Here is a 20172-nt window from a genome sequence, read left to right on the forward strand (position 1 = left end):
GCAGGGCGCTCGGATTGCTAATCCGTAGTTAAGGGCCTTCCGAGGCAGCGGGTGTTCCTCGGGATGTTCGAGTACCGGATCGTGACGTCTAGGGCAGCCGGGCGGGTAACGCCTCAACGTAGATCGATGCACGGTCCGATGCCTGGGTGGTGGCGGTCTCGCGGGCGCCGAACGGACGTCTATGACACAGCTGGCGGTCGATGCCTCTGAGAAGACCGGCGACGTTCGGCGTCCTCGTGGGCGCCACCACCCTCCTTCATGATCCCTCGTTGGTGTTCGTAGTACGAGCCCACTGCGTGGTGACCTCTCGTAACGCGCGAGCCGCCTGAGCTCTCGTGTAAGACCGGGGCCCGCGTGGTGCGCTGGCGCCATGAACGGCTAGTGAGGTGGCGGCACATTCACGAGGTGATTGATGCCTGGGATTAGCTCGCTCGCGTGGCCCACATGCGCTCGTGACCAGCGCAAACATCAGTACAGCGGGAGGGGAAGACCTTGATCTACTGTGGCATCGACTGGGCGGAACGGACCCACGACGTCGCCCTGGTCGACGACAGCGGCCGATTACTGGCCAAGCGGCACATCACCGACGACGCGACCGGATACAAGCTGCTCCTGGAGTTACTCGCCGAGCACGGCGACACCGAGGAGAACCCGATCCCAGTCGCGATCGAGACCTCCCGCGGCCTGCTCGTCGCCGTGCTGCGAACCGGCAAGCGGACGGTCTATGCGATCAACCCGATGGCCGCCGCTCGTTACCGCGACCGGCACGCGGTCTCGCGCAAGAAGTCCGACCCCGGCGACGCCCTGGTCCTGGCGAACATCCTGCGCACGGACATGCACGCTCACCGGCCACTGCCCGAGGATTCTGAACTCGGCCGCGCCATCGCCGTCCTCGCCCGCGCCCAGCAGGACTCGCTATGGAACCGGCAGCAGCTCGCCAACCGGCTGCGTTCCCTGCTGCGCGAGTACTACCCCGCCGCCCTGGAGGCCTTCATGGCGTGGGCAGGCGGCCTGTGTCGGCCCGAGGCCCGTGAGCTCCTGAAGACCGCACCGACCCCCACCCGGGCCGCACGGCGGACCCGCACCCAGATCCAGGCTGCCCTCAAGCGCGCCGGCCGCAAGCGCGGCATCGAGGCGGAGGCTGACCGCCTCCGCGATGTGTTCCGAGCTGAGTGGGCCCATCAGCTGCCGCTCGTCGAGGATGCCCTCGGCAAGCAGATGCTCGCCCTCCTCCTCCAGCTTGACGCGGCCTGCACCGCGGCCGACAACCTCGCGGAAGCGGTGGACGAGGAGTTCCCTCAGCACCCGGACGCCGAGATCCTGCTGAGTTTCCCCGGCCTCGGCATCCAGCTCGCCGCCCGGGTCCTCGCTGAGATCGGGGACGACCACACCCGCTTCGCCGACGCCCGCGGCCTCAAGGCCTACGCAGGCGCCTCGCCCGTCACCAGAGCTTCCGGCAAGAAGTCGAACATCAGCCGACGCCGCGTGAAGAACGACCGACTCAACCACGCTGGATACCTCTGGGCCTTCGCCTCCCTGCGTGGCTCACCCGGCGCGAATGCCCACTACCGGCGCCGTCGCGAGGTCGGCGACTGGCACGCAGCTGCACAACGCAATCTCTTCAACCGCTTCCTCGGCCAGCTCTACCACTGTCTCCAGCACCGCAGCCTGTTCGACGAGAGCACCGCCTTCCCCACCCAACTCGCGGCCGCCGCTTGACGCGTTGGCATCGTGAGGTGTCTACGTTCTGATTCGCCGGACAGGCCTCAATGCCTTGGCCTAAGCTGCTCTCAACTGTCACAGCAGTGCGGTTCGGCAACAACCCCTCCGTCGGTCCCGAATCCCGAATGGGGTCCCCCCTAGCCCTTCCGGGGCTCGGATCGAGCGTGGAACGAGCTCGGAATATGCCCGGGGAAGTGCCCGAATTCGCCTCATGCGGCATTCGATGCCCGTTGTGACTCAGCTGAAGTGCCCGCATTTGCCGGGTTAATCACGCATGTCGCCAGCTCACTCCGTCGGGTGATCTGCCGCTTACGCATAGTCCGTTCGGGCCATTCAAGATTGGGCCCGAAGGGGGTGTTGCGCTGTGCCCACCTTCCGTAACGTCCTCAACTGGCGGCGGTGAATATGCCGCTGCCGCCGTGGGGGAGCCTCGATTCGGGAGAGGACGGCGCCGGTATGGGCTGGGTAACCGACTGGAGTGCGCAGGCGGCCTGCCGCACTACCGATCCAGATGAACTGTTCGTTCAAGGAGCAGCGCAGAACAGGGCCAAGGCGGTGTGCACCGGCTGCCCGGTGCGCACGGAGTGCCTGGCCGACGCGCTGGACAACCGCGTCGAATTCGGCGTGTGGGGTGGCATGACTGAGCGGGAGCGCCGCGCACTGTTGCGCAGGCGTCCTACGGTCACCTCGTGGCGCCGTCTGCTGGAGACGGCGCGCTCCGAGTACGAGCGTGGCGCGGGCCTGCTGCCCGTGGACTTGGAGGACGACGAGACGTACGAGAGCTACGCGGCAGTGGGTTAGCGCCCGTCCGCCGCGTGGCGGTGGGGGAGACCCCACCGGACGCGTGGCAGTGGGGCATTCCTGCTGCTCAGGAAGCTCCGGCCGGATCACCATCACTACCGGCCGCGAGCCGGTCCCCGATGGCCCGAAGGCCTGCCAGGTCGTGCACGTCGCCCGGCAGCGCCGTCACTTCGGCAACAGCCACCTCGGGGTGGAGCGCGGTGAACCGATCACGCGTGCGCTGTTCGCGCGCGAGCAGCTGCATTCGTTCCGCGTGCAGCCGCAGCAGACCGGCGGTCAGCTGTGCCACGGGCGGATGCGCGTCATGGAGCGACGCGTCACGGAGCGACACGTCATGGAGCGACGCGTCGTGAAGTTCGGAAGGTGCTGCGGCGGGTTCTGAGGATTCTGAGGGTTCTTCAGAAGATGCGGGGGTCTCGGAACTACCGGGGGTCTCGGGGGAGTCGCCGGGAGCCTCGTGGGAGGTACGCACTCCAACCTTCCCGTCCTCCTGATCCACAATGCGGCTCTCATCAAGATTTTCCGCGGCGGCAAGCGCCCGTTCGGCCGACAGCTGGGCGGCGCCGCTGCGGTGCACGCGGTTCAGGACGAGACCGGCCAGCGGCATGTGGTCGGCCGCCAGGCGCTCCACGAAGTACGCCGCCTCGCGCAGCGCGTCCCGCTCCGGCGACGCCACCACGAGGAACGACGTGCCCGGCGCCTGGAGCAGCCGGTACGTGGCGTCCGCGCGGGTGCGGAAGCCGCCGAACATGGTGTCCATGGCGGCCACGAACGTCTGGACGTCACGCAGCAGTTGCCCGCCGAGCAGCTTGCCGAGCGCCCCCGTCATCATCGACATCCCGGCGTTCAGGAACCTCATCCCGGCCCGGCCGCCCACCTTCGCCGGGGCCATGAGCACCCGGATCAGCTTCCCGTCCAGGAAGGAGCCGAGGCGCTTGGGCGCGTCGAGGAAGTCCAGGGCCGAGCGTGACGGCGGCGTGTCGACGACGATCAGGTCCCACTCGTCGCGGGAGCGCAGCTGCCCCAGCTTCTCCATCGCCATGTACTCCTGCGTGCCCGCGAAGCCCGCCGAAAGCGACTGGTAGAAGGGGTTGCCGAGGATCGCGCTCGCCCGCTCCTTGTCCGCGTGCGCCTCGACGATCTCGTCGAAGGTGCGCTTCATGTCGAGCATCATGGCGTGCAGCTCGCCGTCGCCGTCGACCGCCTTCACCCGGCGCGGGACGTTGTCGAGCGAGTCGATCCCCATGGACTGGGCGAGCCGGCGCGCCGGGTCGATGGTCAGCACGACGACCTTGCGGCCCCGTTCGGCGGCGCGCAGGCCGAGCGCGGCCGCCGTGGTCGTCTTGCCGACGCCTCCGGAGCCGCAGCACACCACGATGCGGGTCTTCGGGTCGTCCAGGAGGGCGTCCACGTCGAGCGTGCGGGCCGGGTCCAGGGGGCGTGTCGTGTCCGGGTCTCGTGCCGCGTCGGAGGTCATGCGATCCCTTGCTTCCGCAGTTCCGTGGCGAGTTCGTAGAGCCCCGCCAGGTCCATTCCCCCGGCCAGCAGGGGGAGTTCGTGCAGAGGGAGGTCCAGCTCGCCCAGGACGGCCCGCTGGGAGCGCTCTAGGGCGTACCGCTCGGCGTACTCGGCGGCCTGCTCCAGGAGCGGGTCGACGAGCCGCTCGGCGACACCGCCGCGGCGGGCCCCGCCGAGTCCGGCGCCGGACAGGGACTTGGCGATGGCCGCCCGCGGGGTCCGGTCGAGCCCGAGCTCCAGGGCGGCCTCGTCGAGCAGCGCGGGCCGCACCATGTTCACGATGACGCGCCCCACGGGGAGCTTGGCGGCGCGCAGCTCGGTGATCCCGTCGGCGGTCTCCTGGACGGGCATCTCTTCGAGGAGCGTCACCAAGTGGACGGCTGTCTCCGGTGACTTCAGGACGCGCATCACGGCCTGCGCCTGATTGTGTATGGGCCCGATCTTGGCGAGCCCCGCGACCTCGTCGTTCACGTTCAGGAAGCGCGTGATGCGGCCGGTGGGCGGCGCGTCCATCACCACGCAGTCGTACGCGTACCGACCGTTCTTGTCCTTGCGGCGTACGGCTTCGCAGGCCTTGCCGGTCAGCAGGACGTCCCGCAGACCGGGCGCGACGGTGGTGGCGAAGTCGATGGCGCCGAGTTTCTTGAGCGCGCGACCCGCGCCCCCCAGCTTGTAGAACATCTGGAGGTAGTCGAGCAACGCCAGTTCTGGATCGATGGCGAGGGCGTACACCTCCCCGCCCCCGGGAGCGACGGCGATCTTCCGCTCCTCATACGGCAGCGCTTCGGTCTCGAAGAGCTGCGCGATGCCTTGTCTGCCCTCGACCTCCACGAGGAGGGTGCGCTTGCCCTCCGTCGCGAGGGCGAGCGCGAGTGCGGCGGCCACCGTGGTCTTGCCGGTACCGCCCTTGCCGCTGACGACCTGGAGCCTGCTCACACTTCCGAGCCTAACCAGTCGCGGTCCGGGCTAAGCAGGAGGCCACCGTGAGCAGCGCCTCACAACGGCTACAGTCGGCCATATGACCAAGTGGGAATACGCAACCGTGCCGCTGCTCGTCCACGCGACGAAGCAGATTCTGGACACCTGGGGCGAGGACGGCTGGGAGCTCGTCCAGGTCGTGCCCGGGCCGAACAACCCTGAGCAGCTCGTGGCCTACCTGAAGCGGGAGAAGCAGGCATGAGCGGGGCCGTCGAGGCCAAACTGGCCGAGCTCGGCATGACCCTGCCGGAGGTCGTGCCGCCGATCGCCGCCTACCAGCCGGCGGTCCAGTCCGGTGTCTACGTCTACACCTCGGGCCAGCTCCCGATGGTGGAGGGCAAGCTTCCGGTGACCGGCAAGGTCGGCGCCGAGGTGACCCCCGAAGAGGCCAAGGAACTGGCCCGCACGTGCGCGCTGAACGCGCTGGCCGCGGTGAAGTCCATCGCCGGTGACCTGGACCGCATCGCGCGCGTCGTGAAGGTCGTCGGCTTCGTGGCGTCGGCCCCGGACTTCACGGGCCAGCCCGCCGTGATCAACGGCACGAGCGAGCTGCTCGGCGAGGTGCTCGGCGACAAGGGCGTGCACGCCCGCAGCGCCGTGGGCGTCGCAGTCCTGCCGCTGGACGCGCCGGTCGAGGTCGAGGTCCAGGTGGAACTGACCGAGGCGTAGTCGCTGTCCGGGGGGTCCTGCTCGCGACGCAACCGCTGTCAGGACAGTGCTGCTCGCGGCGTGATCGCTGCCTTCTGGCACCCGATAGTTGCCTCTCGAACATCAGCCCACTAGGGGATAGCCTCCGCCCATGGCTAATGGGCAGTGGTACCCCCCGGAGTGGCCCGACCGTATCCGTGCGCTGAGCAGCGGCGAACTGACTCCCGCGACTCCGCGCCGGGCGGCCACGGTCATGCTCCTCCGGGACTCCGTGACGGGCCCCGCCGTACACATGCTGCGCAGACGCGCCTCCATGGCCTTCGCCGGAGGCGCGTACGCGTATCCGGGCGGTGGCGTGGACCCGCGCGACGACGACCACCTCGTGCGCTGGGCGGGCCCGTCCCGCGCGACGTGGGCGGAGCGCCTCGGAGTGGACGAGCCGGGCGCCCAGGCGATCGTGTGCGCCGCCGTCCGCGAGACGTACGAGGAAGCGGGCGTACTGCTCGCGGGGCCGACCCCGTCGAGCGTCGTCGGCGACACCACGGGCGACGACTGGGAGGCCGACCGCGAGGCCCTGGTGGCCCGCGACTTCTCCTTCGCGGAGTTCCTCGACCGCCGGGGCCTGGTCCTCCGTAGTGACCTCCTTGCCGCCTGGGCGCGCTGGATCACTCCGGAGTTCGAACCGAAGCGCTACGACACGTTCTTCTTCGTGGCGGCCCTCCCGGAGGGGCAGCGCACCCGCAACGCCTCCACGGAGGCCGACCGCACGGTGTGGATCGCCCCGGGGGAGGCCACGGCGGGGTACGACAAGGGCGACCTCCTGATGATGCCGCCGACCATCGCGACCCTGCGCCAACTGAGCGCCTACGGGTCGGCGGCCGACGCCCTGGCCGCGGCCCCGGAGTGCGATCTGACCCCGGTCCTGGCCCAAGCGCGCTTCGAAGCGGGCGAGTTGGTGCTGTCCTGGCCGGGCCACGACGAGTTCACCAAGCACATCCCCACGGGGGATTCCGCATGACCCCGGCCACGCCTGCCACGCCTGCCACCCCTGCCACGCCTGCCGCCAAGGCCACGCCTGCCACGAACCGGACGGGAGTCACCCCCGCATGACCGAAGCCGCCGCCCTCCCCGGACAGCCCCGGGGCGGGGTCCTCAGCGGTCCCGCCACCGCACGCGCGGTCAACGTACTGGCCCCCAACGCGTCCGCGATGACGCTGGACGGGACCAACACGTGGATCGTGTCCGAGCCGGACTCCGGGCTCGCGGTCGTCATCGACCCGGGGCCCCTGGACGACGCACACCTCCAGCACGTCATCGCCACCGCCGAGAAGGCCGGGCAACGGGTCGCGCTGACCCTCCTCACCCACGGCCACCCGGACCACGCGGAGGGCGCGGCCCGCTTCGCCGAGCTGACCGGCACCAAGGTGCGGGCCCTGGATCCGGCGCTGCGGCTCGGCGACGAGGGCCTGGGCGCGGGTGATGTGATCACGACGGGCGGCCTGGAGCTGCGCGTGGTCCCGACACCGGGCCACACCGCGGACTCCCTCTGCTTCCACCTCCCGGCCGATCAGGCGGTCCTGACGGGGGATACGGTCCTGGGCCGCGGTACGACGGTCGTGGCGCACCCTGACGGCCGCCTGGGGGACTATCTGGACTCCCTGCGGCGCCTGCGGTCCCTGACGGTCGACGACGGCGTACACACGGTCCTGCCGGGCCACGGCCCCGTCCTGGACGACGCCCAGGGCGCGGTCGAGTTCTACCTCGCCCACCGCGCGAACCGCCTGGCCCAGGTCGAGACGGCCGTCGAGAACGGGCACGGGGCGCCTTCGGAGGTGGTCGCCCACGTCTACGCGGACGTGGACCGCTCCTTGTGGCCGGCAGCGGAACTGTCGGTAAGGGCGCAACTGGACTACTTGCGAGAACACGGCTTGATCTAGCCGCAACCAACCACCCACGGCGCGAACCCCTGACGCGCGGGCACGACGCACCACCGGTCGGCAATCCCCTGTACGCCCGGGCACGCATCCACCCGAGCCGAACCCGCCCACCGCAGTTCGCTCCACCCACCCAGGGCCCCACCCACCCAGGGGCCCACCCACCCAGGGGCCCCCACCCAGGGGCCCCCACCCAGGGGCCCCCACCCAGGGCGGCCCCCCCCACCCAGGGGACCCACCCAGGGGACCCACCCAGAGGCCCCACCCACCCAGGGCGGCCCCCCACCCCACACCGCGGGGCAATCGGGTGGGTGGGTGGGAAAGGCTCGTGCGGAAGCACGGATGGGCCCCACCCCAAAACGAGGCGGGACCCATCCGCGTACGAAACAGCGTCAGCGAAACCGCGTCAGCGAAACCGCGTCAGCGCGACCGCTTGGCCAGCCGCTCCACGTCCAGCAGAATCACCGCGCGAGCCTCCAGCCGGAGCCACCCGCGCCCGGCGAAGTCCGCCAGTGCCTTGTTGACCGTCTCGCGGGAGGCGCCGACCAGCTGGGCCAGCTCTTCCTGCGTGAGGTCGTGCACGACGTGGATGCCCTCTTCGGACTGCACGCCGAAGCGGCGCGACAGGTCGAGAAGGGCGCGGGCCACACGCCCGGGCACGTCGGAGAAGACCAGATCGGACATCTGGTCGTTGGTCTTGCGCAGGCGCCGGGCTACGGCACGCAGCAGCGCCGCGGCCACCTCGGGCCGTGCGTTGAGCCACGGCTGAAGGTCGCCGTGGCCGAGGCCGAGCAGCTTGACCTCGGTGAGCGCGGAGGCGGTTGCCGTACGCGGGCCCGGGTCGAACAGCGAGAGCTCACCGATGAGCTCGCCGGGGCCGAGCACCGCGAGCATGTTCTCGCGGCCGTCGGGTGAGGTGCGGTGAAGCTTCACCTTGCCCTCGGTGACCACATAAAGGCGGTCTCCGGGGTCGCCCTCATGGAAAAGCGCATCCCCGCGCGCGAGCGTCACCTCACTCATGGAGGCGCGGAGCTCCGCGGCCTGCTCGTCATCGAGCGCCGCGAAGAGCGGGGCGCGCCGCAGAACGTCGTCCACGAGTTCTCTCCTTGTCGACCTGCATCAGGGGACCGTGCTCCCCATTTTGCCGGACGGTCCAAACAGTGTGATCAGTCACAAGTCTGCCGCACTGGCGTCCCATGCTGTGCGGGAGGGGGCCAATTGGGGGCCGATCCAAGGGGTCAAGGGCGGATGTCAGTGTCGGGCTCTAGGCTGGCCGGGTGTCCAAAAAGCCGGTGGGAGCACAGGCCATGGGGACTGGGAAGGTTACAGGTCGCCCGGATTCCGCTGTGGGCGAACAGGCTTCCACTGATCCAGAGAATGCGACAAAAGGGACAAGGGTGCCACCGGTGAGCAAGCGTTCGGAGCAGAATCAGGCCACCGCCGGCGCGGCGAAACCCACCCCGGCCAAGAGGGCCTCCGCGGCCAAGAAGGCCACCCCGGCCAAGAAGACCGCGGCAGCAAAAAAGACCGCCCCGGCCACCAAGGCCACCAAAGCCGCCAAGGTCACCAAGGCGACCAAGGCGACCAAGGCGACCCAAGCCCCCAAAGCCAAGCCCGAGTCCCACACCGCCCTCGTCCGGCGGGCCCGCCGCATCAACCGCGAGCTCGCGGAGGTGTACTCGTACGCCCACCCCGAGTTGGACTTCGAGAACCCCTTCGAGCTGCTCGTCGCCACGGTCCTCTCCGCGCAGACCACCGACCTGCGGGTGAATCAGACGACCCCGCGCCTCTTCGCCGCGTACCCGACCCCGGAGGACCTCGCCGCCGCCAACCCCGAAGAGGTCGAGGAGTTGATCCGGCCGACCGGGTTCTTCCGGGCGAAGACGAAGTCGATCATGGGGCTCGCCACCGCCCTGCGGGACAACCACGGCGGCGAGGTCCCCGGCCGCATAGAAGACCTGGTCAAACTGCCCGGCGTAGGCCGCAAGACGGCGTTCGTCGTGCTCGGGAACGCCTTCGGTGTCCCGGGAATCACCGTGGACACCCACTTCGGGCGGCTCGTCCGCCGCTGGAAGTGGACCGAGGAGACCGACCCGGTGAAGGTCGAGGCCGCCATCGCCGAGCTCTTCCCGAAGAGCGAGTGGACGATGCTCTCGCACCGTGTGATCTTCCACGGCCGCCGCATCTGCCACTCCCGCAAGCCCGCCTGCGGCGCCTGCCCGATCGCCGACCTCTGCCCGTCGTACGGAGAGGGCGAGACCGACCCGGAGAAGGCGAAGAAGCTCCTGAAGTACGAGATGGGCGGCCTGCCGGGCCAGCGCCTGAAGCCCCCGCCGGACTACCCGGGAAAGCCCGCGCCCCCGCTGGGCGCGGCATGAGCGAGGAACCAACCGAGGGTCCGCAGGCGTTGTCCACAGTTGGACGGGGGTGCCGATGACGCACGCGAGCGACACGAGCGAGACAACCGACACGAGCGATACGCACATGAGCGATGGCAACGGCTTCCAGGAGCGCGGCCGTGGGAGCGGCGCCCAGGAGCCAGGCGGCACTGGCAGCCTCAGCGGCACTGGCGGCCTTGGCGGCCAAGACAGCCCCAACGGCCGCGTGCGACATGTGCCCCTCAGCACCGAGGGCCTCCCCGCCTGGCTGGACCCCGTCGCCCGCGCCGCGCTCACCATCCGGCCGACCCAGCTCAGCCGCTTCCTGCCCCCGGAGAGCGGCGCCGGACGCCAGTCCGCCGTACTGATCCTCTTCGGAGAGGGCGCCCGCGGCCCCGAGCTGCTCCTGATGGAGCGCTCCGGGAACCTCCGCTCGCACGCCGGACAGCCCTCCTTCCCCGGCGGCTCCCTCGACCCCGAGGACGGCGATCCGCTTGCCGAAGGCCCCCTGCGCGCCGCCCTGCGCGAGGCCGAGGAGGAGACCGGGCTCGACCCCCGGGGAGTCCAGCTCTTCGGCGTGCTGCCCAAGCTCTTCATCCCGGTGAGCGACTTCGTGGTGACCCCGGTGCTCGGCTGGTGGCGCACGCCCACCCCCGTCGGCGTCGTCGATCCGGCCGAGACGGCCCGGGTCTTCACCGTCCCCGTGTCGGATCTCACGGATCCGGGCAACCGCGCGACGACGATCCACCCGAGCGGCCACCAAGGCCCGGCCTTCCTCGTCGAATCCGCTCTGGTCTGGGGTTTTACGGCTGGAGTGATCGACAGAATCCTGCACTTCGCAGGCTGGGAGCGCCCCTGGGACCGCACCAAGCAGGTGCCGCTCGACTGGCGCGCATGACAAGGTTGCGTGGACGTGGCGACCGCGATGCGAGGCGAGGATTGAATCGGTGAACGTGCTGGACATCCTTCTGGTGGTCGCCGCCGTATGGTTCGCGGTCGTCGGTTACCGCCAGGGATTCGTCGTCGGCATCCTGTCGGTGATCGGTTTCCTGGGCGGCGGACTCGTCGCGGTGTACCTCCTGCCCGTCATCTGGGGCGCCCTGACGGACGACGAGGGAGCGGTGAGCACGACGGCCGCCGTCGTCGCCGTGGTCATCGTGATCGTCTGTGCCTCCATCGGCCAGGCCTTCACCACCCACCTGGGCAACAAGCTCCGGCGGTACATCACTTGGCAGCCCGCCCGCGCCCTGGACGCCACGGGCGGCGCGCTGGTGAACGTGGTGGCGATGCTCCTCGTCGCCTGGCTGATCGGCTCGGCCCTCGCGGGTACGACGCTGCCGACGGTCGGCAAGGAAGTACGCAACTCCAAGATCCTGCTCGGCGTCTCGCGCACGCTGCCCAACCAGGCCGACACGTGGTTCGCCGACTTCTCGTCGGTCCTCGCGCGCAACGGCTTCCCGCAGGTCTTCAGCCCGTTCTCGAACGAGCCCATCACCGAGGTCCAGGCCCCCGACCCCAAGCTCGCCAAGAGCGCGGTCGCCACGAAGGCCAGGCGCTCCATCGTGAAGGTGCAGGGCGAGGCCCGCGGCTGCGGCAAGGTCCTCGAAGGCACCGGCTTCGTCTTCTCCGAGCGCCGCGTGATGACCAACGCGCACGTGGTCGGCGGCGTGGACGAGCCGACGGTGCAGATAGGCGGAGACGGCCGGACGTACGACGCGAAGGTCGTGCTCTACGACTGGGAGCGCGACATCGCCGTACTGGACGTGCCGACCCTGGACGCGCCCGCGCTGCAGTTCACGTCGAAGGACGCGGTCAGCGGTGACAACGCGATCGTCGCCGGCTTCCCGGAGAACGGTCCGTACGACGTCCGCCCCGCGCGCGTGCGCGGTCGCATCACGGCCAACGGCCCGGACATCTACCACCGGGGCACCGTGCGCCGCGATGTGTACTCGCTCTACGCGACCGTCCGTCAGGGCAACTCCGGCGGCCCGCTGCTGACGCCCGATGGCAAGGTCTACGGCGTGGTCTTCGCGAAGTCCCTGGACGACCCGGACACCGGCTACGCACTCACCGCCGACGAGGTCCGCAAGGACATCGAGGCAGGCCGCACCGCCAACCAAGAGGTCGACAGCGAGGGCTGCGCGCTGTAGCCGGTGCGCAGTCGGGGAGCAGGCGGATCAGTCGCGCGTGTGCCTCAGCCGCGCCGAGACCCAGCGGGCCCTGCGGCGCAGGATGTGGGGAATGCCGATGTCTTGAGCAGGGCCGTCATGGCCCGGATCGTGCGGAGCGCCCCTCTCACGGCTGTTCAGCGCTGTGGCCGAGCGGCGGTTGCGTGCTGCGTCACTGTAGTCGTGCGTCCAGCCCATACCCCGACGTGTGCCCGTGCCCCAAGGTCGGTAATCGCGCCCACGGGCCCCAATTGGCCTATGCGGGAGGCAATTGGCCGTTCGAAGGACAGGTGTTCGCCTGACCCCTGGGGCGGGTGTTCCCCTGACTCCAGGGGCGGGTGGTACGCCGACCCGGATCAGGGAATCGGGGCCTCGCGCGGCCTACCGGTCGGGCTCGGGATCCTTCAGCCAGTTCACCAGCTCGGTCGAGAAGGCGACGGGGTCCTCCTCGTGCGGGAAGTGCCCGAGACCGTCGAACAGCCGCCAGCGGTACGGCGCTTCGACGTACTCACCGGAGCCGGCCGCGCTGCGCGTACGCATCACCGGGTCCAGGGAGCCGTGCAGATGCAGCGTGGGGACCCGCACGGGGCGCTTCATGCGCCGGTTGAACTGGATGCCGTCCGGACGGGCCATCGACCGCACCATCCAGCGGTACGGCTCGATCGCGCAGTGCGCCGTCGACGGGATCGTCATGGCACGGCGGTAGGCCTCCACCGACTCGTCGTCCGGAAGCCGCGGCCCCGACCAGTCCCGCACCAGACGCCCCACCAGAGCGGCCTCGTCCGCGACGAGTTGACGCTCCGGCAGCCACGGCCGCTGGAAACCCCACACGTACGAGCTCGCGGCGGTCTGCTTGCGGTCCGACAGCATCGCCGAGCGCCAGCGCCGCGGATGCGGCATCGAGGAGACCGCGAGGCGGCGCACCAGCTTGGGCCGCATCACGGCCGCCGTCCACGCGAGGTACCCGCCCAGGTCGTGCCCGACGAGCGCGGCGTCCGGCTCGCCCAGCGACCGCACGACGCCCGTGATGTCCAGCGCGAGGTTCGCCGGGTCGTAACCGCGGGGCGTACGGTCGCTGCCGCCCACGCCCCGCAGATCCATCGCGACCGCACGGAACCCCGCGTCGGCGAGCGCCACCATCTGATGCCGCCACGTCCACCAGAACTGCGGAAAACCGTGCAGGAGCAGCACGAGCGGCCCGTCGCCCATCTCGGCGATGTGGAAGCGGGCGCCGTTGGCGGCGACGTCCCGGTGGGTCCACGGTCCTTCGATGCGTACGAGTGACGTCGGTTGGGCCGGATGGGGGGCGGGCGTGGCAGGGTCCGTCATGAAGACGAGCGTGCCACAGGCGCAGCCTTCTCACTTACACGGTCGAGGGTGGCCCCGGTGGCGGGCGCGGGGCTCACCGAACGGGGGTGCGGCTTGACGTTCTGGAGTACGGCAGCCGTCTGCTTGGCCGAAGCGGCGGCCTTCTGCGGCCCCTTGCCCTTCTTGGCCTTCTTCGCGAAGACGACGCCGATCAGCGCGAGCACCCCGGCGACCAGCACGTTCGCCGCGAAGGAGAGCACGAAGCAGATGGCCATGTTCCAGCCGCTCCAGGTGCGGATGCCGTAGGCCAGGGCGAAGCTCAGCATCGGCAGCGAGAAGATCAGCACCGCCCCCGCCGCGGCGAACGCGCCACCGCCGACCGCACCCCGCTTGACGTCCTGCCGCAGCTGGGCCTTGGCCAGCGCGATCTCGTCGTGCACCAGCGCGGACATCTCGCTGGTCGCCGTGGAGACCAGCTGGCCGAGGCTGCGTTCGGTGCCGACGGGCCCGTCGGGTGTGCTCATCGCTTCTCCCCTTCTCCGTAATTCTGCGTAAGCGTGCTCACATACGTCTGTTCAGATACGACCGCCCAGTTCAGTCTGCGCAGTCAAGTCTGCTCAGATCATGCCGGACCGTCGTCATCGGCGCGTGCCCCGGCCGACACTTCGGCAAGCCTGCGGTGCTCGGCCGCCTTCCTTTCGTAGATCTCCGCCATCCGCAGGTGGTACTCCGGCTTGTCCTGTTCGTACACGTCGGGGATGCCGTCGAGGTCGTCGTCGCGCTCCTCGGCGTCGTACAGCGCGCGGTAGCGGGCATTGCGCACCTTGAGCAGGATCCCGGAGAGTACCGCCGCGATGAGAGAGCCCATCAGGACGGCTGCCTTGATCTCGTCGGTCAGCAGCGGGTTCTCGGTGAAGGCGAGTTCGCCGATCAGGAGCGAGACGGTGAAGCCGATGCCGGCGAGCGAGGCGACCGCGAACACGTCGGGCCAGGCGAGCTCGTCGTTGAGCTCGGCCCTGGTGAACCGTGCCGCAAGCCAGGTGCCGCCGAAGATGCCGACCGCCTTGCCGACCACGAGACCGAGCACCACACCGAGCGTCTCCGGCTGGCTGAACACGTCCCCGAGCGCGCCGCCCGACACCGCGACACCGGCGCTGAACAGGGCGAACAGCGGAACCGCGAGGCCCGCGGAGAGCGGCCGCACCAGGTGCTCGATGTGCTCCCCCGGCGAGTGCTCCTCGTCCTCGCGGCGGCTGCAGCGCAGCATCAGGCCCATCGCGACACCGGCGATCGTGGCGTGGATTCCGCTGTTGTACATCAGGCCCCAGATGACCAGGGCCAGCGGAACGTAGATGTACCAGCCGCGTACACCCTTGCGGAGCAGCAGCCAGAAGACCGCGAGGCCGAGGACCGCGCCGCCGAGCGCCGCGAAGTTCAGGTCGCTGGTGAAGAAGACCGCGATGATCAGGATCGCGAAGAGGTCGTCGACGACGGCCAGGGTGAGCAGGAAGGCGCGCAGCGCGGACGGCAGCGAGGTGCCGATGACCGCGAGGACGGCGAGCGCGAAGGCGATGTCGGTGGCGGTCGGCACCGCCCAGCCGTCCAGGGAACCGCCGCCGACGGTGTTGACCACGACGTACACGAGAGCGGGTACGGCCATGCCGCAGAGCGCGGCGACGACGGGCAGCGCGGCGGCCTTGGGGTCGCGCAGATCGCCCGCGACGAGCTCACGCTTGAGTTCGATGCCGGCGACGAAGAAGAAGACCGCGAGCAGTCCGTCGGCCGCCCAGTGCTGGATGGAGAGGTCGAGGCCCAGCGAGCTCGGTCCCAGGTGGAAGCCGCTCACGGATTCGTACGACCCGCCGGCGGTGTTCGCCCAGATCAGTGCGGTGACGGCGGCGACGAGGAGGAGGACACCGCCGACGGTCTCGGTGCGCAGCGCGTTCGCGACGAAATTCCGCTCGGGCAGCGAGAGCCGTCCGAGAACCTTGCGGTTGTTGTTGCTGGGTGCGGGCGCGGCCACGGGGGTCGACCTCCGGTCGGTAGGCAGGACAAATCACTTGCCGACCAGACTTCCCGGCGCACCTAGGTTCTTCTTGTCGCGATGTTGACGCGATCCTTAGCGTACCTAACGTGCGAACGGACCTATCCGGTGATCGTCACTTTATGCGCAAGAGGGGCACCCGGCACGGTGCCGGATGCCCCTCTATGGCTCGCGTCCGACTAGTCCTCGCTGGGCGCGGCCGGCAGCTTCGTCTGGATGAGATCCATGACCGAGGAGTCCGTCAGCGTGGTGACGTCACCCAGCTCGCGGTTCTCGGCGACGTCACGCAGCAGTCGCCGCATGATCTTCCCGGAGCGGGTCTTCGGCAGCTCGGCCACCGGAAGGATGCGCTTGGGCTTGGCGATCGGTCCCAGCGTCGTGCCCACGTGATTGCGCAGGTCCGCCACGAGACCCTCGTCGTCGGCGTTCGCCGTGCCCCGCAGGATCACGAACGCGACGATGGCCTGCCCGGTGGTCTCGTCCGCCGCGCCCACGACCGCCGCCTCGGCGACCGACGGGTGCGAGACGAGCGCCGACTCGACCTCGGTGGTGGAGATGTTGTGCCCGGACACGAGCATCACGTCGTCCACCCGGCCGAGCAGCCAGATGTCGCCGTCCTCGTCCTTCTTGGCGCCGTCACCGGCGAAGTACTTGCCTTCGAAGCGCGACCAGTAGGTGTCGAGGAAACGCTGGTCGTCGCCCCAGATGGTGCGCAGCATCGAGGGCCACGGCTCGGTCAGGACGAGGTAGCCGCCCCCGCCGTCCGGCACTTCGCGCGCCTCGTCGTCGACGACGGTCGCGGAGATGCCCGGCAGTGCGCGCTGGGCGCTGCCCGGCTTGGTCTCGGTCACGCCCGGCAGCGGCGAGATCATCATCGCGCCGGTCTCGGTCTGCCACCAGGTGTCCACGATGGGGCACTTGTCGGCGCCGATGTTCTTGCGGTACCACATCCAGGCCTCGGGGTTGATCGGCTCACCGACCGAACCGAGGACCCGCAGGCTGCTGAGGTCGAACTTCGCGGGGATGTCGTCGCCCCACTTCATGAACGTACGAATGGCGGTCGGCGCCGTGTAGAGGATGGTCACGCCGTACTTCTGGACGATCTCCCAGAAGCGCCCCTGGTGCGGGGTGTCGGGCGTGCCCTCGTACATGACCTGCGTCGCGCCGTTCGCCAGCGGGCCGTACGTGATGTACGAGTGCCCGGTGACCCAGCCGATGTCGGCCGTACACCAGTAGACGTCGGTCTCCGGCTTGAGGTCGAAGACGGCGTGGTGGGTGTAGGCGGCCTGCGTGAGGTAGCCGCCGGAGGTGTGCAGGATGCCCTTCGGCTTACCCGTCGTGCCCGACGTGTAGAGGATGAAGAGCGGGTTCTCCGCGTCGAAGGCCTCCGGCGTGTGCTCGGCGGACTGGCGCTCGGTGAGCTCGTGCCACCACACGTCGCGGCCCTCGGTCCACGCCACGTCCTGGCCCGTGCGGCGCACGACGAGGACATGCTCGACGGAGCTTCCCTCGCGCGAGACGGCGTCGTCGACCGCGGGCTTCAGGGCGGCGGGCTTGCCCCTGCGGTAGCCGCCGTCGGAGGTGATGACGACCTTGGCGTCGGCGTCCTTCACGCGGGTGGCGATGGCGTCGGCGGAGAAGCCGCCGAAGACCACGGAGTGCGCGGCGCCGATGCGGGCACAGGCCAGCATCGACACGACGGCCTCGGGGATCATCGGCAGGTAGACGGCGACGCGGTCGCCCTGGCGAACTCCCAGCTCGGTCAGCGCGTTGGCCGCCCGGCTGACCTCGTCCTTGAGCTCGGCATAGGTGATGGCCCGGCTGTCGCCGGGCTCACCCTCGAAGTGGATCGCCACGCGGTCGCCGTTCCCGGCCTCCACGTGGCGGTCCACGCAGTTGTAGGCGACGTTGAGCTTGCCGTCGGCGAACCACTTCGCGAACGGCGGGTTCGACCAGTCGAGCGTCTCGGTCGGTTCGGTGGACCAGGTCAGCCGGCGGGCCTGCTCGGCCCAGAAGCCGAGCCGGTCAGCCTTGGCCTGTTCATACGCCTCCGCGGTGACGTTGGCGTTGGCCGCCAGGTCGGCCGGCGGCGCGAACCTTCGCTCTTCTTTAAGAAGGTTGGCCAGGCTTTCGTTGCTCACGACATCTCCCATTCCCAGGGTGTCCGTTGTGTCCAAAGCCACAGCTCATCAGACGTATACCCCTGGTGACAAGAGCCTGCCGAAAATTGGTTTAGACCTTTACTCGACTGGGTGGCTCCTCGCGCGGTGATCCTTCGTGCGGTGACGGTGTGACCTGGTCGAACACGTCGTCCGGACTCTCGGTCAGCAGATACGCCTGCGCCTCGCCGACATGGAAGTACATGCCGTGCAGTTCCAGCGCGCCCTCGGCCATCCGCCGCGCCACGGCCTCGTGGCCGCGCAGGTGCTCCAACTGCTGGACCACATTGGTCAGGCAGAGCTGCTCGACCGCGTCGGCGGGCGCCCGCCCGGCGAGCCGCGCCCACCCCTCCTTCTGGTGCGCCGCCATCCGCTCGAGGCTCGGCATCCCGTGCCGCAGCCAGCGCTTCAGGGGCGTCTGGGCGCCTCCGGGCGGCGTGGTGAGCAGCGCCTGCATCGCCCCGCACCCGGAATGCCCGCAGACGGTGATGGACCGCACCTTCAGTACGTCCACCGCGTACTCGATCGCGGCGGCCACCGAGTCGTCCCCGCTCTCGGCGCCCGGCAGCGGCACCAGATTGCCGACATTGCGTACGACGAAGAGGTCGCCGGGGCCGCTCGACGTGATCATCGAGGTGACGAGCCGGGAGTCGGCGCAGGTCAGGAAGAGCTGCGAGGGCTGCTGCCCCTCACGCGCGAGGCGGGCCAGCTCGCCCCGCACGTGCGGCGCGGTGTTGCGCTGGAACGCGCTGATGCCGCTGGCCAGTTGATGCCCGCTGGGCCGGCTCTCGCCCTGCGGGGCCTCCTGGGGGCGGTCGCAGTGGTGGTTGCGCCAGGCCGTCCAGGGACGGCAGCAGGAATGTGACGCGCTCGCGGGCTCGGCGATCCGTGTCCCCGCGCGCCCGGTCACCTCTACGGTGCCGCCCTGCGCGGTGTGCGCGTCCTGCCAGCACTGCAGCGCTTCGTACGCCGCGTGGTCCATGAACGACCCGTCCAACTCGACGATGATGGGGGCCCCTTGGGGGGCGAGGTGCAGTGCCCGGCTCAGGCGCGGCACGGCGAGGAAGGTCAACTGGCCACGCACGCGCACGTGGTGGACCCCGTCCTCCTCGATGTGGGTGATGCGGGTGCGGGCGAGGCGGTGCAGCGCGACGGCCACGGCGACGGCGACGCCGAGGGCCACACCTTCGAGCACACCGAGGAAGACGACGCCGAGCGTCGTGGTCGTGTACACGAGGATCTCGCGGTGGCGGGTGATGGTGCGGATGTGGTTCAGGCTCACCATCTGGATGCCGACCGCCATCACCAGGGCGGCGAGCGCGGCGAGCGGGATCAGCTCGAGCAGGGGGACCATCAGTAGGGCGGCTACTACTACCCAAACGCCGTGCAGCATCGTGGAGTTCCGGCTGACGGCACCGGCCCGCACATTGGCCACGCTGCGCACCGCGACCCCCGCGACGGGGAGCCCGCCGAGCGCCCCGGAGACGGCGTTGGCCGCGCCCTGGCCCAGCAGCTCGCGGTTCAGGTCGGAGCGGCCGCCGCCGGTGAGCGGATCGCGCCGCCCGGAGGCGAGCTTGTCCACGGCGACGGCGCCGAGCAGCGACTGGACGCTGCAGACGAGCGTGACCGTCAGGACGGCGGCGACGAGCCCGAGCACGGGTCCTTCGGGCAGGCCCACCAGCGCGTGACTGCGCCACGACGGCAGGTCGACCTTGGCCACGCTCATCCCGGCGAGCGCGGCGACGGCCGTGGCCACGGCCACGGAGACGAGGGGGGCGGGCACGACGCGGGCGGCCTTCCCGGCGCGGCCGGGAATCCGCGGCCAGAGCAGCAGCAGCGCCAGGGTCAGCACGCTGATCGCCAGCGCGGCGGGATGGACGTCGGCCAACTGGGCGGGCAGCGCCCGGAGGTTGTCGAGCACGGCGCTCTGCGGGGTGCCGCCGAGCACGATGTGCAGCTGGGCCACGGCGATGGCGACGCCGATGCCGGCCAGCATGCCGTGCACGACGGCCGGGCTGACGGCGAGCGCGGAGCGGGCCACGCGCAGGCAGCCGAGGCCGAGTTGGGAGATCCCGGCGAGGACGGTGATGGCGCAGGTGGTCCGCCAGCCGTACTGGTGGATGAGGTCGGCGGTGACGACCGTGAGCCCCGCGGCGGGGCCGCTGACCTGTAGCGGCGAGCCCCCGAGCCATCCGGCGACCAGACCGCCGACGGCGGCGGCGACGAGGCCCGCCTGGAGCGGTGCCCCGGTGGCGAGCGCGATGCCGAGGGACAGCGGCAGGGCGATCAGGAAGACGGCGATCGACGCGGATACGTCGGCGCCGGCGATGCGGAATCTACGGAACTTGCGGAACTTGCCGGGCGGCGGCCCGTGGGGCTCGTGCGCGCGTGAGGCGTGGTCCGAGTCGGTGGCATGGGTGGGGACGCAGGCAGACATGGTTTCCCGTCTCCTCCGGGGCAGCGCGGTCGCGGGACAAGGGGTCCTCCGGTGGTCTCCGGAGGGCGGGTCGCGGC

18 protein-coding genes are annotated in these 20172 nt (G+C 70.1%); 9 read left to right on the forward strand and 9 right to left on the reverse strand.

Annotated elements, in window-relative coordinates; genetic code table 11:
- The first annotated feature begins 492 nt into the window (after positions 1 to 492).
- Together ACIGXX_RS15125 and ACIGXX_RS15130 are read left to right on the forward strand one after the other, a co-directional pair.
- The gene (locus ACIGXX_RS15125) at positions 493 to 1719 is read left to right on the forward strand and encodes an IS110 family transposase (RefSeq protein WP_399975810.1); all 1227 of its coding nucleotides are present in this window, start codon (positions 493 to 495) and stop codon (positions 1717 to 1719) included.
- A gap of 459 nt (positions 1720 to 2178) precedes the next feature.
- Positions 2179 to 2523: a WhiB family transcriptional regulator gene (locus ACIGXX_RS15130; protein ID WP_167828965.1), complete on the forward strand. Its 345-nt coding sequence runs from the start codon at positions 2179 to 2181 to the stop codon at positions 2521 to 2523.
- Positions 2524 to 2590: 67 nt separating this feature from the next.
- On the opposite strand, the gene ACIGXX_RS15135 is transcribed toward ACIGXX_RS15130, so the two are convergent.
- Positions 2591 to 4000 (reverse strand): ArsA family ATPase, encoded by a 1410-nt coding sequence (locus ACIGXX_RS15135; protein ID WP_351166933.1) that lies wholly within the window; start codon positions 3998 to 4000, stop codon positions 2591 to 2593.
- Entirely contained in the window at positions 3997 to 4977 is a 981-nt protein-coding gene (locus ACIGXX_RS15140; RefSeq protein WP_351166931.1) for an ArsA-related P-loop ATPase, read from the reverse strand. Before ACIGXX_RS15140 ends, ACIGXX_RS15135 begins: the two co-directional genes overlap by 4 nt.
- An 82-nt stretch (positions 4978 to 5059) precedes the next feature.
- On the opposite strand from ACIGXX_RS15140, the gene ACIGXX_RS15145 reads away from it, so the two are divergent.
- The 4 genes from ACIGXX_RS15145 (at position 5060) to ACIGXX_RS15160 (ending at position 7604) form a co-directional block, all read left to right on the forward strand.
- Positions 5060 to 5221 (forward strand): DUF4177 domain-containing protein, encoded by a 162-nt coding sequence (locus tag ACIGXX_RS15145; RefSeq protein ID WP_003975360.1) that lies wholly within the window; start codon positions 5060 to 5062, stop codon positions 5219 to 5221.
- On the forward strand, positions 5218 to 5688 hold the full coding sequence (locus ACIGXX_RS15150) for a RidA family protein (RefSeq protein ID WP_351166929.1): 471 nt from the start codon (positions 5218 to 5220) through the stop codon (positions 5686 to 5688). The genes ACIGXX_RS15145 and ACIGXX_RS15150 overlap by 4 nt, the downstream gene beginning before the upstream one ends.
- A gap of 130 nt (positions 5689 to 5818) precedes the next feature.
- Complete coding sequence (locus tag ACIGXX_RS15155) at positions 5819 to 6685, forward strand: NUDIX hydrolase (RefSeq protein WP_361467740.1); 867 nt, start codon at positions 5819 to 5821, stop codon at positions 6683 to 6685.
- Between the two features lie 88 nt (positions 6686 to 6773).
- The gene (locus tag ACIGXX_RS15160; protein ID WP_351166925.1) at positions 6774 to 7604 is read left to right on the forward strand and encodes an MBL fold metallo-hydrolase; all 831 of its coding nucleotides are present in this window, start codon (positions 6774 to 6776) and stop codon (positions 7602 to 7604) included.
- A gap of 417 nt (positions 7605 to 8021) precedes the next feature.
- Here the strand turns inward: ACIGXX_RS15160 and ACIGXX_RS15165 are convergent, their stop codons facing one another.
- Positions 8022 to 8696, reverse strand: coding sequence for a Crp/Fnr family transcriptional regulator (locus tag ACIGXX_RS15165; RefSeq protein WP_016642758.1), 675 nt, complete (start codon positions 8694 to 8696; stop codon positions 8022 to 8024).
- Between the two features lie 212 nt (positions 8697 to 8908).
- Between ACIGXX_RS15165 and nth the strand changes: the two genes are divergently transcribed.
- The 3 genes from nth to ACIGXX_RS15180 all read left to right on the forward strand — a co-directional run bounded on the left by nth (position 8909) and on the right by ACIGXX_RS15180 (position 12129).
- Complete coding sequence (gene nth, locus ACIGXX_RS15170; protein ID WP_399975817.1) at positions 8909 to 9979, forward strand: endonuclease III; 1071 nt, start codon at positions 8909 to 8911, stop codon at positions 9977 to 9979.
- A gap of 106 nt (positions 9980 to 10085) precedes the next feature.
- Positions 10086 to 10877 carry a CoA pyrophosphatase gene (locus ACIGXX_RS15175; RefSeq protein WP_361467734.1) on the forward strand — a complete coding sequence of 264 codons (792 nt, stop codon included), beginning with the start codon at positions 10086 to 10088 and terminating at the stop codon, positions 10875 to 10877.
- Positions 10878 to 10926: 49 nt separating this feature from the next.
- Positions 10927 to 12129, forward strand: a complete 1203-nt coding sequence (locus ACIGXX_RS15180) for a MarP family serine protease (protein ID WP_351166919.1) — start codon at positions 10927 to 10929, stop codon at positions 12127 to 12129.
- Positions 12130 to 12156: 27 nt separating this feature from the next.
- Here the strand turns inward: ACIGXX_RS15180 and ACIGXX_RS15185 are convergent, their stop codons facing one another.
- The 6 genes from ACIGXX_RS15185 to ACIGXX_RS15210 all read right to left on the reverse strand — a co-directional run bounded on the left by ACIGXX_RS15185 (position 12157) and on the right by ACIGXX_RS15210 (position 20095).
- Positions 12157 to 12345 (reverse strand): hypothetical protein, encoded by a 189-nt coding sequence (locus ACIGXX_RS15185; RefSeq protein WP_351166917.1) that lies wholly within the window; start codon positions 12343 to 12345, stop codon positions 12157 to 12159.
- A 183-nt stretch (positions 12346 to 12528) separates the two neighbouring features.
- The gene (locus ACIGXX_RS15190; protein WP_399975822.1) at positions 12529 to 13476 is read right to left on the reverse strand and encodes an alpha/beta fold hydrolase; all 948 of its coding nucleotides are present in this window, start codon (positions 13474 to 13476) and stop codon (positions 12529 to 12531) included.
- On the reverse strand, positions 13473 to 13979 hold the full coding sequence (locus tag ACIGXX_RS15195) for a phage holin family protein (protein ID WP_351166913.1): 507 nt from the start codon (positions 13977 to 13979) through the stop codon (positions 13473 to 13475). The genes ACIGXX_RS15190 and ACIGXX_RS15195 overlap by 4 nt, the downstream gene beginning before the upstream one ends.
- Positions 13980 to 14077: 98 nt before the next feature.
- A complete protein-coding gene (gene nhaA, locus ACIGXX_RS15200; RefSeq protein ID WP_399975827.1) occupies positions 14078 to 15478 on the reverse strand; it encodes a Na+/H+ antiporter NhaA in 1401 nt (466 codons plus the stop codon).
- Positions 15479 to 15678: 200 nt separating this feature from the next.
- Positions 15679 to 17682 carry an acetate--CoA ligase gene (gene acs / locus ACIGXX_RS15205; RefSeq protein ID WP_351166909.1) on the reverse strand — a complete coding sequence of 668 codons (2004 nt, stop codon included), beginning with the start codon at positions 17680 to 17682 and terminating at the stop codon, positions 15679 to 15681.
- A 49-nt stretch (positions 17683 to 17731) separates the two neighbouring features.
- Positions 17732 to 20095, reverse strand: coding sequence for a bifunctional SulP family inorganic anion transporter/carbonic anhydrase (locus ACIGXX_RS15210; RefSeq protein WP_399975832.1), 2364 nt, complete (start codon positions 20093 to 20095; stop codon positions 17732 to 17734).
- Between the last annotated feature and the right edge of the window lie 77 nt (positions 20096 to 20172).

It is taken from the genome of Streptomyces sp. NPDC055243, assembly GCF_044544025.1.
Lineage (GTDB): Bacteria > Actinomycetota > Actinomycetes > Streptomycetales > Streptomycetaceae > Streptomyces.